The sequence below is a fragment of the Limosilactobacillus equigenerosi DSM 18793 = JCM 14505 genome (assembly GCF_001311375.1).
GTDB classification, from domain to species: Bacteria; Bacillota; Bacilli; order Lactobacillales; family Lactobacillaceae; genus Limosilactobacillus; species Limosilactobacillus equigenerosi.
Window position 1 is genome coordinate 1 of sequence record NZ_BBAS01000003.1, and the last position, 12,309, is coordinate 12,309.

The 12,309-nt window shown below is 43.5% G+C and carries 12 protein-coding genes and 1 pseudogene; all 13 read left to right on the forward strand.

What is annotated here, in order from left to right; translation table 11 throughout:
• The first annotated feature begins 132 nt into the window (after positions 1 to 132).
• The 13 genes and pseudogenes from JCM14505_RS02295 to JCM14505_RS02360 all read left to right on the forward strand — a co-directional run bounded on the left by JCM14505_RS02295 (position 133) and on the right by JCM14505_RS02360 (position 12,306).
• Positions 133 to 483 (forward strand): minor capsid protein, encoded by a 351-nt coding sequence (locus JCM14505_RS02295; RefSeq protein ID WP_054652609.1) that lies wholly within the window; start codon positions 133 to 135, stop codon positions 481 to 483.
• Between the two features lie 9 nt (positions 484 to 492).
• Entirely contained in the window at positions 493 to 897 is a 405-nt protein-coding gene (locus JCM14505_RS02300; protein WP_054652611.1) for a phage tail terminator protein, read from the forward strand.
• Positions 898 to 900: 3 nt separating this feature from the next.
• Positions 901 to 1,497, forward strand: a complete 597-nt coding sequence (locus JCM14505_RS02305) for a phage tail tube protein (protein ID WP_054652613.1) — start codon at positions 901 to 903, stop codon at positions 1,495 to 1,497.
• A 71-nt stretch (positions 1,498 to 1,568) separates the two neighbouring features.
• Complete coding sequence (locus JCM14505_RS02310; RefSeq protein WP_054652615.1) at positions 1,569 to 2,003, forward strand: DUF6673 family protein; 435 nt, start codon at positions 1,569 to 1,571, stop codon at positions 2,001 to 2,003.
• A 2-nt stretch (positions 2,004 to 2,005) separates the two neighbouring features.
• A complete protein-coding gene (locus tag JCM14505_RS02315) occupies positions 2,006 to 2,608 on the forward strand; it encodes a Gp15 family bacteriophage protein (RefSeq protein ID WP_054652617.1) in 603 nt (200 codons plus the stop codon).
• Positions 2,609 to 2,622: 14 nt separating this feature from the next.
• A complete protein-coding gene (locus JCM14505_RS08575) occupies positions 2,623 to 4,854 on the forward strand; it encodes a tape measure protein (RefSeq protein WP_225352222.1) in 2,232 nt (743 codons plus the stop codon).
• Positions 4,820 to 5,143 carry a hypothetical protein gene (locus JCM14505_RS02325; RefSeq protein ID WP_054652619.1) on the forward strand — a complete coding sequence of 108 codons (324 nt, stop codon included), beginning with the start codon at positions 4,820 to 4,822 and terminating at the stop codon, positions 5,141 to 5,143. The genes JCM14505_RS08575 and JCM14505_RS02325 overlap by 35 nt, the downstream gene beginning before the upstream one ends.
• Positions 5,144 to 5,412: 269 nt before the next feature.
• On the forward strand, positions 5,413 to 6,084 hold the full coding sequence (locus tag JCM14505_RS02330; RefSeq protein WP_054652621.1) for a hypothetical protein: 672 nt from the start codon (positions 5,413 to 5,415) through the stop codon (positions 6,082 to 6,084).
• A 3-nt stretch (positions 6,085 to 6,087) separates the two neighbouring features.
• A complete protein-coding gene (locus JCM14505_RS02335; protein ID WP_054652623.1) occupies positions 6,088 to 6,912 on the forward strand; it encodes a phage tail domain-containing protein in 825 nt (274 codons plus the stop codon).
• A 281-nt stretch (positions 6,913 to 7,193) separates the two neighbouring features.
• Positions 7,194 to 9,583: pseudogene (locus JCM14505_RS02340) on the forward strand (phage tail protein).
• Positions 9,552 to 10,079 (forward strand): hypothetical protein, encoded by a 528-nt coding sequence (locus JCM14505_RS02350; protein ID WP_054652629.1) that lies wholly within the window; start codon positions 9,552 to 9,554, stop codon positions 10,077 to 10,079. Before JCM14505_RS02340 ends, JCM14505_RS02350 begins: the two are co-directional and overlap by 32 nt.
• 5 nt (positions 10,080 to 10,084) lie before the next feature.
• Positions 10,085 to 11,686, forward strand: a complete 1,602-nt coding sequence (locus JCM14505_RS02355) for a hypothetical protein (RefSeq protein ID WP_054652631.1) — start codon at positions 10,085 to 10,087, stop codon at positions 11,684 to 11,686.
• Complete coding sequence (locus JCM14505_RS02360; RefSeq protein WP_054652633.1) at positions 11,656 to 12,306, forward strand: tail fiber domain-containing protein; 651 nt, start codon at positions 11,656 to 11,658, stop codon at positions 12,304 to 12,306. The genes JCM14505_RS02355 and JCM14505_RS02360 overlap by 31 nt, the downstream gene beginning before the upstream one ends.
• Positions 12,307 to 12,309: the final 3 nt, after the last annotated feature.

The window sequence follows — 12,309 nt, forward strand, 5'->3', positions numbered from 1 at the left end:
CCTACGCTTGACCGGTCGTGCGTTGGCTGGCACATCACGTTTGAAGGCAAGGATTACGCAATCACTAATTTAGTTGATAATCGAGAGCCTTATTCAAACGAGGTTTATAGCTATGAATTAGAGGTGATGTAAATGAGCGTTAACGTATCGATTGACCTATCTGGAATTAATCGTAGGTTCTCGACCAGTCACCTTAATAGCGTTCAGTACGACTTAGCAAATCAAGTTATGAGCGACATGGATCAATTTGTTCCAGCTCGGCGTCCGTTTTTAGCAAACACGGCGCATATAACTAGCGGTGGCCACACGATTGAATACAACACGCCATATGCCAAAGCACAGTTCTATGGGGTTGTTGGCGGTAAGTATCCAGTACGGAATTACACAACCGCAATTCATCCGCAAGCTACGAAACGCTGGGACTTAAAAGCTAAGTCCTTATATGGAAAACAGTGGGCTGACATGGTCAAGACAAAGCTTTAGGAGATAATCATGGATTTAGCAGACCGATTACTAGATGTAATCAATGGGCTGGAATTGCCGGCTACGTGCTATTTATCAGCTATTACCGGCAAGGAAAACCCTGAATTAGGGTTGCTGATGTTGCCAAATTCAAATGTGATTTGGCAAGACTACGTTGGCAACCGACAAGAGCAACGGGTATTTGAATTAACCATGGCTGGAGAAGACGAGGCAACCGTTAACGACACTCTGTGGAAGGTGGCAAACCTAATTGGCGACCCTGATTTCACATTGCAAAGTCAAGATGACTCATTCATCTTCGACTTACTTACGGTTAACTCGTTCCCTACATTAGCTACGGTTGATACATCTAACCGTTTTATTTACACATTTGATTTCACGGTTCAAGTGGAAGTTTACAAGAAAGGAAAGTAATTAATGTCAGTAGAAAATACTCGTGGGATTGTTTTAAACTCCCGCTACAAGTACTACATCGACACAACGGGTGGTACTAATTTAAAAGATTTGACGGACGCTAAATTTGTGCGTCTTGGTAACGGTTTTACTGGTGCAACGTTTGCTGGGAACGAAACAACTATCAGTAACACGTACTTAAATGATGACGGTTTCGGGTCAACGGATGTTGTTGGTAAGCGGTTCACGTTTGCCTTTACTGGGGTTCGTATGGCCGGAGATCCAGCACAAGAATTCATTGCATCACTGCAAATGAAGTTAGGGACTGACCTTGAAACTCGGTTCTTAATTGTTGCACCTGACGGCAAGCAAAAGGTTGGGGTTATCTCAATCTCCGCTTTAGTTCCGCAAGGTGGTAACTCAAACGCCGGCGCAACGATGAGTTTCACAATCAACGTTCAAGGTAAGCTTTACACGTTAGCAACGCCTATTCCTGTTACAACGCAAAAGGACAATGAAGTTATTGAGGCTAAGATTGATGGCTTAACACTCGACGGATTGGACGGGACGGACACGGAAGCAAATGCAACCGTAACTGGTTCAACGCCAGCACACGAATAAATTAATCATTAGCTCGCCAACTAAATAAACAGTTCCTTTATGGGGCGGGCGATAAAAAGGAGATAATAAGCATGACATTACAAATTGATTTAAAGAAGTTCGCACCGGAAATTGAAGTCGATTTTACATACCGGACAGCGGTAGCAAAGGCAAACGATGAAGTTAACACTAACTTAGCGTCAGCAATGGCAAAGGTTAACGAAATGTCCAAGGAAATGGACGGGTTGGAAGATAAGTTGGCTAACGAAAGTGAAGAAAACATCAAGGCTGAATTGACTCGAATTTACAGCGACATCCGTTCGGTAGTTGAAAAGGCTATCGATGACGTGTTCGGAGAAGAAGGCTTAGGAGCTGAACTTTACGAAAAGGTCGGCAAGTCAACGTTAGCTTTAATGCAAGTATTTACTCAAATCAATGATGCCGTTAACGCTAAGGTCGCTGAAGGTCGTGGTCAACGTGCCAACCGCTACACTCGCCGTAATTCCAAGAAAAAGCTGGCTAAGTAATCATGATTAGTTTAACGGACGAGTTGGAAACAACGATTGATATTAATGGCGAAGAAGTGCCAATTGACCTTAGTTACGACAACGTGCTCCGTTACTTCGAATTGATTGATGACCAGAGCTTTGACAACGCTGAAAAAGTGATGATGGCCTATGATTTATTTGTTGGTGAGAACGATCAAACAGACCCCGACTTGATTGTTGGGGTCGTTAAGGCTATTTCTGACTACATCTCCGAACAACCTTACGGAGATGATTATGTGCCTGGTGATAATCAACCACCAGTTGAAAACATTAAGTACTATTCTTACGAACAGGACGCAGGAGCAATCTATGCGTCCTTTTTAGCTCAGTACGGTATTGATTTAGTCAACGAGCGGGGGAAACTTCACTGGGATAGGTTTAAGGCGTTGCTTGACGGTTTAGGAGAAAACACGCCGTTTAAACAAATCGTGTCAATTCGGCAACGGTCAATGGAAGGGCTCGATACCAAGGAAATGGCTCAATTAACCGAATTGCAGGCTTACTACCGGATTAAAGACGGTCAATCAGCTGACGAACAAATTCAACGGACGGATGCCGTGCTTGATGCACTTTTCAATGATTAGAAAGGAGGGAAGGTATGGCAGACGGAACAGTTAAGATTGACGTTGAATTAGATGGTTCTAACATTCAATCGGATGTTTCTCAAATTAACGGAGTGTTAGACCAAATCAAAGGTAAAGGCGATGACGTCAAGGATAGTCTGGACGGGATTGGAAAGCTTGACACTAAAATCAAGCTAGGCGTCAACGCCGAAGATTCCAAAGCCAAAATTGAAGAAATTTCAAAAGACATTTCTAAATTGCCGAAAGAGGCACGGGTTAAGTTGGAGGCGGCCGCTGAAACGGTCGGAATTAAAAACTTCGATCATATGCTTACGTTGTTGCCAAAAAAGGCAGTAACTCAATTACTGACTGAGGCAAATACGACTGGTGCAGTGGACTTCAAGCGATTGCTTGCGAGCATTCCAAAGGAACAGCGCACTGAAATTGAGTTAAGAGACAACGCAAGTCCGGCATTGAATCAAATCAGACAAGGCATGGATGACGTCAAAGGTGCGTCAACAAGTCTTAAAACAGTGATGATGGGAACGTTTGCCGGAAATGCAATTCTTGCAGGGATTTCAGCAATTACTAATGGTCTTAAGGAAATGACGGCGCAAGCTATTACTTCTTATGACGCCATTAACACGTTTGACAAAACGATGACGTTTGCAGGATTTGGTAAAAAGCAAATCCACGAGGCTAGTGAAGAGTTACGTGATTACTCTCGGGCCACGATTTACAACGTTGGTGAAATGAGTAATACCGCCGCCACTTTGGCCGCTAACGGGGTTAAGAATTTCACTGGTGTAACTAAGTCGCTTGGGAATTTAGTTGCTGTTTCCGGTGGTGGTGCAGACGCTATGAAGTCGGCGTCCTTAGCATTAACTCAAATCGTTGGTGCTGGGAAAATGTACACAGGTGACTGGAATCAGTTTATTAACATGATTCCGGGTGCATCGAAGAAGATTCAAGACCAATTGAAGAAGAATGGTGCTTATACCGGTAATTTCCGTGACGCTATGTCTAAAGGACAAATCACGGCCAAAGAATTCGTCAAAGCATTAAATGAATTAGGTTCAACTGATGTTGCTAAAAAGGCAGCAACCGACACCAGCAAATTCTCGACAGCGTGGCAAGGAATGCAGGAATCAATCCAAGATGGAATCCTGAACATCATGGACGCAATGGGAACTAAAGGAATTACTGGAGCCATTAGTGGGTTCGGTAACGTTGTCTATGATGTGTTTGACGGCATTGCCAAAGCGATTAAGGTGTTGTCTAAAACTTTTGGCATGCTTGGGAAAGCTATTTCGCCAGCAACAAGCGCCTTAGGAAAATTAGCTAAAGCCGCACACGTTGGCGACATTTTTAAGGTTTCGGCAAGCGGAGTGGCAATTTTTGCTGGATCATTCCTTACGTTACTCACAACCGTTAACAAACTAAGGAAATTGCGTGACACAGTCCACATCGTCAGTGATTTGACCGGTGCATTTAAACGGCTTGGAGGATCGTTGGTTAAGCACCCATATTTAGCCGTTGCGGCTGCATTAATTACGTTAGCGGCCGGATTGATTTACGCTTACAACCACTCAAAAACGTTCAGAAAATGGGTCAACAAGAATAAAGAACCACTTATGGCATTAGCTAAAGTGGTTGGAATTGCGGTTGCTGCATTTGCTGGGTTCAAAACAATGTCTGCTGTTGTTGGTGGACTTATGAAGGTTGCTTCAGTAGTTAAGAAAGTATCTGGAGCGATTAAAGGTTTATCAGCGGTATCTAAGGTTGTTTCCGGAATTAAAGCACTTGGATCTGCATTTGGTTTGCTCACTAATCCAGTTGGATTAGTAATTGCAGCGATTGTTGCGGTGGGTGCAGCATTTGTTTTGCTTTATAAACACAACGCAAAATTCAGGTCGTGGGTTAATGGTCTAGCAAAGCATGCTAAGGCAGGAGCCAAACGCATGGCTGACGGGTTCAAGAGTGGTGTCAACAGTGCCAAGAAACACTTAGACAAACTAGGCAAGGATATTAATTCCGCTGCTAAAAAGGCTAAGTCCGGAGCTAAGAAAATTGGCGATAACATCCGGAACGGTGTTAAGTCCGGTGTTGATAAGACCAAATCAAGCTTTGATAAGTTGAAAAAGAACCTTTCAAATATGAATAAGGATGCCAAAACCAAGACCAAGCAAATGGCTAAAATTTTACAATCAGCGTTTGACAAGTTGCCAAGTGGTGTTAAAAAAAGCCGTTCGGAATATCGAAAATAACGTCAAGGGCGTTGTTGATGTCGTAAAGGATATGACTCGCCTTGTTCGTGCCATTGCACGTGGCGATTGGAAAGGCGCTTGGGAAGCGTTTAAAGACGTGGTCGGTGATTCATGGAAGTTGATTTCAAACTTGACTAAGAACTCAATTAAAGGGGTTCAAGATTTAGTTGACGCTGGACTTGATGTCATTAAAGGCGCTTGGAACTCAGCTTGGTCTGCAGTTGCTGATTACTTCTCAAGCATTTGGAATCGGATTAAGCGGATGCCAAAGCCGGAATTAATGCCGTAATTGACATTATCAATGGTGGTATCAGTGGAATTAACTCAGTTATTTCATTCTTCGGTGGTTCGGCTCGAGTTGGTTCGATTAAGCACCTTAAAACTGGGACTAGTGCCAACGACAAAGACGAATTTGCCGTTGTTAACGATGAAGAGGGTGACAACTACCGTGAAGCGATTGTTCGTGCTAACGGTAAGGTTGAAATTCCTCATGGTCGTAACCAGGTTGTTTGGCTTAATCGTGGTGATCAAGTTATTCCGGCACGCGAAACGGCTCAATTGTTCAATCTCAATCATTATGCACATGGTCGCAATGCTGAAAAGCTCAAGGAGTTAGCAAGTTACTTAGCTAATCCGCTCGGAAAGTTACGAGAAATATTCAACCGACCAAATAATGGGCGGGGGGTATTCCAAGATATGGGAGCTGGAGTAATCAGAATGGCGCCTACTTGGGCAGAAGACTGGTTTGTTAATCAATTGCGACACTTCAAAGAGTTATTTGAAGCAGAAGATGATGATGGTAAGAGCAGACATAAGCGCAAGAAGCATGCTAACGGTGGCTGGTCTGACCAAGAAGCAATCTTTGGTGAAATTCCTGGTGAACCGGAAGTTGCAATTAATCCAGCTCGGGAAACAGCCGACAACTTAATTGTTGAGGCTATCCGTGCTCGGGCTATGCACTCAACGTCAGGCATGGCTGGCAAGCTTGCATCACTTCTTGGTCACGCTAAAGCAAATAGTCATCCAATCACGCCTAGCCATGTAATTGGTGGCAGTGTAGGTGGCGGAGCAACTAATGCGGGTCAAGCGACCGATAGCGACCTTAACATTTCAGTTGTCCTTGATAGTGGAGTAATTGCTCGGGTTACTTATCCGAAGTACAAAGCAATGCAGGCTCGGGATTTAGTAATCAGAAACCGGAGCGGTGCTACACCGATTGGGAGGGTTTGATTTATGACAGAAATTATAATCCAAAAGAATAGTGGGAAAACTTACAACCTTAATGAATTGGGGTTCAAGGTAACTAAGTTTGATATTCCGTTAAACAACAACAACTTCACTTATCAGCAAATCGCTAATTACAGTGCAAGTTTGCAAGCTGTTCAGAATCAGCAACAGGCGCTTATACTAGCGTTTAATGTAATTGCTAAGGATAAATACGATTATCAATTGCAATTGCTTAAATTGCGGGAAATCTTCGGAACAGTTGAGCCACTTTACGTTATCAATTCGGATATTCCTTACTTACGCTGGAAAGCTTATCCTGAATCGGTTACACCATCACGAGAAGGTAATTTTTGGCGTGCTAGCAATGTTGAAGTCAATCTAGATGTTCCAGACGGTTACGCTGAAACTACAGAGTCAACTGGTAGTGCCAATTTTAAGTTTGAAGACGGGAAATGGGGGTTTGGTGAAAATATCCCAAGCGGAGTTAAACCACACTATCATTTCGTCAACCAAAACAAGATGGACGTTTGGAATCTAGGGCTTATTCCGCTTAGGTCGGACGAACGACCAGTTTTAATTACGTTTAAGGGTTCTGTTGGCAAAGAATTGAAGATTACTAACAACACTACTAAGCAATCAATCAAGATTACTAAGGAAATCAAGTCTGGTGACACACTTAAAATCACTGGATTTGTCCCAATTTTGAACGATACGGAAATTTACGAGGCATCAGACCATGGCTATCTTGATTTTGTGCCTGGTAAGAATGAAATCGTAATCGAAGGTGCGGGTTCATCGGACATTACGTTTGATACGCACTTTTATTACTAAGGGGGTGAATTTAATTCGTGATTAACATTTCGATCCATAACGCAGACGATAAGCAAGCGGTTCTGCAAGCTTACTCGGTAGCGTTAACTGAAGAATTAAACTCATATCCAACAGTTAACTTTATGTATGACATTACCGGACACAATGCCACGGTTGAAGACATGCTAGACCAAGGAACGATTTTTGAAATTAACGGTCAGCTATACCGACACTTAAACTCAAATCCTGTTCCAGTTGGTAATTTTCGAACATATACCGTTGACGCAATCCACATCGGGTCTATGTTGCAGGATAATTATGTTAATCCTAGCCTCAAAGGGAAACATTCAATCGAAGACGTTGCTAATGCGATGATTGCCGGATTGGATGGCTTTAAATTCAAGATTGATGATAAGTTTGATCCAATTGATTTTGGTGATGACGGAATTGAATCGGGCCACGGCGAAGACATATTGAATACAATAGTCGAAATGTGGAATTGCGAATATAGATTTGACAACAAAACAATTCATATTGCTAAAGCAGTCGGGAAGAAAGAAGATTCTCCCGGCTTTTTATTTATAGACGGTAATAACGTTAGCAAAATAAGTTGGACTGAAGATTATTCCAATTTTAAAACAGCAATTCATGGATACGGCAAGCAAATCGAAATTGAAGTCGGCGGGGACGATGGTGACGGTACTGGCGGTAATTTAGATAATGTTGAGGGATTTGCAAAATCACCAATCAATGCTGATTTCGCCGTTGACGTTAACCGTATGAAGTCTGATTTTGCTAACCGTTCATGGAAGGTTAAAGCCCGTGGCGTTGACGTAAACCGGTTGTATGACGTAGTTAAAAAGAACGGGGTTAGCCCCGAATGGTTCTTTGCCTACGAACTCATGGAACAAGGAACAACGTACGGCTGGTTGAATCACACGTACGCTCACGGCGATCCCTACCAAGACGCTGAATATGTTTGTGGCTGGATAAAGCAAATTGCCAACAGTAACACTCTTAACCCTGCTTGGACGGCGGCAGAGGGTGCGATAAGCGCAAACTCTGGTTTGACAGCTAAATGGAACAGTGAGTTTGGCAAGGGGACGATTGGGCGAGTTTATCTACAAGGTACAGCGGCTGCTGTATGGGAACTTGCTGGAACGTCCGGAAATTCCTCAATGGGTAAGCCAATGGCCGGCTGTGTATCTGTGATTAAAAGCTGGGGTGGCCATACTAATTCAGGTCACGTAAGCAGTGGCTGGGGTTGGCCATTTCCCAACAACAAGTCTTACACACTTGGCATTGGTTATAAGTTTGGTTATGACGGCGGTTTCCGGGACCATTCATATCACGATGGGACAGACTGGTCTAAGGGTCTTTATTCCGGAGATGTACATGCTATCCATCCTGGTGTGGTTACGTTAGTTGACGGTTACAACTTTGGGACTGGTAGCGGGCGGATTGTTGTTAAAGGCAATGACGGCTACACGGTCGTCTACCAAGAATGGACTTGGTCGGGATCGTCCGGCGCACACGTTTCGGTTGGTCAAAGGATTAACATCGGGGACGTTATTTGTACGCTACAAGCTTCGCACGTTCACATTGGTGTAACAACCAAGGACTTTAACACAGCATTTAGCAACTCTTTTAGTAGCGCCGGTGGCTGGGTTGACCCTATTCCACTTATTCAAAAAGGCGGCAGTGCTAAAGGACAGTCTGCTCCAGCAAAGAAATCACGAGCTCAAGAAGTGATTGCTTATGCTGAAAAATACGTTGGACAGCCATATGTTTGGGGTGGTCCACGGGGAGTTGACAAAATAGTTCCTACCGATTGTTCAGGAATGACTTCAAACATTTACAAGCACTTCGGAATTACGATTGGTGGTGTCACTTACACGCAAGCAACGTGTGGACGGCGCATTAGTCGGAGCGAAGTGCAAACTGGCGACCTTGGTTTCTATGATCCTGGTTGTCATCATGTTGTGATGGCTTTGGACAACAAACGAGCGATTCAAGAACCACAGCCTGGACAAAACTGTAACATTTTCAACATTGATAGCTACGCTCCAAGTTATTGGATTCGAAATGACCAAATGGCAGCGTTGGTTGCTGGTGGTGGAAATGCCAGTGATGCTGGGGAAAGTTCCGCCAAAGAAAAGAAAATGGTCTACTCATGCGAAGCTGACTATATCAGTCCTTTGGCAAAGAAGAAAAACATCGGTTATCGATGGGCATCACCAGTTTCAAGCGAAACGATTACTGATGAGAATCAGTTAAAGGAGTGGTTAAAAACCCAACTACAAGATTATCCTGATGTTGAGTATTCGGTTGATTGGATTAGTTTCACAAAAAAAACGCTGGCGGTTATCACAATGACTTATCAATTGGGAATTACGGATGGTTGCGTGATCGATATGGTCTTGACATAAAGGTTCGGATTAAAGGTTTTACGAAATATCTTGATAATTCTGACCCAACAAACGAAGGGTCAATTACTTTCGGGAATACTAGCAAAGCCTTGCGAGATATCAACACTTATCTTGTTGATGATTTAAAAACGCTTAAGCAAAGCGCTCGAGAAGTCAACAATTGGATTAGCAACCGGATGCGTATTTCTTCATCTTCAAAAGAATGGTTAGAACAAATTAAGGGAAATCAAAATGAAGGAGGGAGTAACGATCCAAACAAATAATTTAATAAGTGTTGAAGACTTAATCGAAGCAATGCACGGTCTCGACAACAAGATAGGTGCGAGCCAGCAGATGTTAATTGACTTGCGTTACAAGGAAGTGCTTCCGGCGATTGAAGACGCCAAGGAAGTTAGCGAACAAGTAGACAACCTAGTTAAGGAAAGTAAAGTCAACAAGCAGTCAATTAGTAACGTGCAACAAGCGGTCGAGGGAGCTAAGACGAGCGCTAACACGGCAATAGCTCGAGCGCAGGAGTTGATCAAAGACATCACCACGATTAACGATAAATGGGACGACACCGACAAGCGATTGGCTGAACAGATTGATAGCTTAAGTGGATTGACTGACGGGCTGGATAAAACCAAAGCAGAATTGGCTAAATTAAGCTCACAGGCGCAAGAGACAGGCAAAACGGTAATTTCTCTTTTGCAGAGCTCAGACGGGCTCAAACAAGCCGTGGCGGACGTCAAAGGGAACGTTACAAGCTACAGCAGTTAAGCGACATGTTGAAAACGCAATTAAACGCCCAAGACGGACGATTAACGGACGTTGAAACTAAAGCCGGTGAGATGACCACGACTTTGTCAAAGCAACAGACGACGATTGACGACCAAGGGAAAACGATTGCCGGACAAGGGCAGTTAATCAATCAAGTCAAGCAAACGGCAGATGAAGCCACACAGACGCTTGTAGACCAAGGGAAAGCAATTAACGAAGTTAAGTCAACGGCAAGCCAATTACGAGTGGACTTACAAACGGCGAACGGTGACATCAACGACTTAAAGATGACTTCACAAGGGCTTAGCAATCAAGTTGGAAACATGGTATCTAAGGCTGATTTGGCAGATACTACGAAAAAGATTACTGACCTATCCACGTTGGTAGACCAAACGAAGAGCGCTGTTGACATCAAAGCCAATCAAACAGACGTTGACAGACTTAAACAGTCAGTAAACGATGCTAACGCCAAGATTGGTGTACAGGCAAATCAAATCATTAACTTAGTAACCAAGTCCGAGTTGACCACAGCAACCAACGGGCTAGCAACGCAAAACTGGGTTCAAACACAGGTAGCTCAACAAGCTAATCAATGGAATTTGAACATCACTGATTTACAGACTAAACTTAATGATTTCTCTAAAACAACCAGTGTAAATTTGATTACCAACACTCCTAGCGATTGGGTTAAAGTTAGTGGAAATAGCTATATGGCAGTATATTTTCATTCTTTCCCAGTTACTCCAGGAGAAACTTACACGGTTTCGGTTGAGTTTAGAAACTTCAATCCCGGCAACGGTACTATGTGGGGAATTCAAGTATGGGACGGTTTAGAAAACGGTAATCGACAAGCTCCAATTATTAAATCAAATTATTCAGAAGCACAAAGTGGGGTTGTGACAGTAACTACTACCGCTCCAACAACATCTTCTTACATGCAAATTACGCTGTGCTTCTCTAATGGTGATCAAACGGGGGCTTCGGTTGAATATCGTCGATTGATGGCTGTTAAAGGAACGATTGCGCAACCTTATATGCCTGCACCTGCCGACCTAGCAACCGTTAAATCAGTCACGGATTTAACGGCAGCGGTTGACGGAATTAAAGGCACGGTGCAGAATGCAGCAAGCAAGTCGGAAGTTGCACAGCTTGCTAACGCACTTCGGCAGAAGGTATCCAGCGACCAGTTCGAGTCTAGAATTTCACAGCTGGACAACGACTGGAACGTTCGAGTTACGGATAAGACCAGTGGTGACAAGCTTATGAGTCAGATTAATCTAACTGCTGGTAGGGCGTTGTTCCAAAGCAACAAACTCGTGTTGAAAGGTGAAACGATTGTTGACGGCGGGTTAAATGCCGACTTGCTCAATGCCGGTGAAATTAATACTGATAGGGTTACAATCGGCAATGGACAGTCAACGTTGCAATTAAACTCCAGCGAGTTATCAATCAAAGATTCTAATAATGCTTCGGTTTACTACGGCAATGGCTACATAAGAACGGCAGACCAAAGTGGAAACACTAAGCATAAGATTTTAATGTCTAACTTCGTCAATGAGGCAAATAAAAAGAAGATATGCTGGCAATCTCAACATCAGATAGATTAGTAACCAATAAGAAACCCCAATTCAAAATATCGGCAGCCGGCGTATGGGTAACTCCGTCGCTCTTCTTTGAGGGTGGAAATAGCGGTGATAACTGGCTTGGCTTTTCTCGTGCGGGGGCAGACACCGTTTACTTCCGAACATACGATGATACAAAACAACTTTTTGAGGTGTGGTGTCAAGCTGGGTTTAAGCAAGATGTACACATTCAAGGCAACACAATCAACGGCTGGCAATTTTGGTCTGACGCAAGTCACGATATGATTGCGTTTGGTTCAAGAATGACTAACAACTTTACAACCGTGCAAGCCAAGTCGTTCGCCCAAATGTCAACCTTGAGTTCCAAGACGAACCTTACGCCGGTTGATGCCAAGGAAGCAATCGACAAAGTTAAAGCGGTTGATATGTACTCGTACCAATACAAGACTGATGTTCAGCAGGGCAAGAATAAGCGTTATGCGTCACTAATCATTGATGACGTCAACGAAGTAAGTCAGTACGGAGCACCAAAGGAATTCTTATCAGAAACCGGTACGGCTCGTGAAGACGGTTCGTTGGTTGCTTATTTAACGGTTGTTGTTCAGAACCTTTTAAAACGGGTTGAAGAATTAGAAAGGAAGTAAAAC

Excerpts from the sequence above, each read along its gene's own strand:
- JCM14505_RS02295 (WP_054652609.1), top strand. The coding sequence starts at position 133 with ATGAGCGTTAACGTATCGATTGACCTATCTGGAATTAATCGTAGGTTC.
- JCM14505_RS02300 (WP_054652611.1), top strand. The coding sequence starts at position 493 with ATGGATTTAGCAGACCGATTACTAGATGTAATCAATGGGCTGGAATTG.
- JCM14505_RS02305 (WP_054652613.1), top strand. The coding sequence starts at position 901 with ATGTCAGTAGAAAATACTCGTGGGATTGTTTTAAACTCCCGCTACAAG.
- JCM14505_RS02310 (WP_054652615.1), top strand. The coding sequence starts at position 1,569 with ATGACATTACAAATTGATTTAAAGAAGTTCGCACCGGAAATTGAAGTC.
- JCM14505_RS02315 (WP_054652617.1), top strand. The coding sequence starts at position 2,006 with ATGATTAGTTTAACGGACGAGTTGGAAACAACGATTGATATTAATGGC.
- JCM14505_RS08575 (WP_225352222.1), top strand. The coding sequence starts at position 2,623 with ATGGCAGACGGAACAGTTAAGATTGACGTTGAATTAGATGGTTCTAAC.
- JCM14505_RS02335 (WP_054652623.1), top strand. The coding sequence starts at position 6,088 with ATGACAGAAATTATAATCCAAAAGAATAGTGGGAAAACTTACAACCTT.
- JCM14505_RS02350 (WP_054652629.1), top strand. The coding sequence starts at position 9,552 with ATGAAGGAGGGAGTAACGATCCAAACAAATAATTTAATAAGTGTTGAA.
- JCM14505_RS02355 (WP_054652631.1), top strand. The coding sequence starts at position 10,085 with ATGTTGAAAACGCAATTAAACGCCCAAGACGGACGATTAACGGACGTT.
- JCM14505_RS02360 (WP_054652633.1), top strand. The coding sequence starts at position 11,656 with ATGCTGGCAATCTCAACATCAGATAGATTAGTAACCAATAAGAAACCC.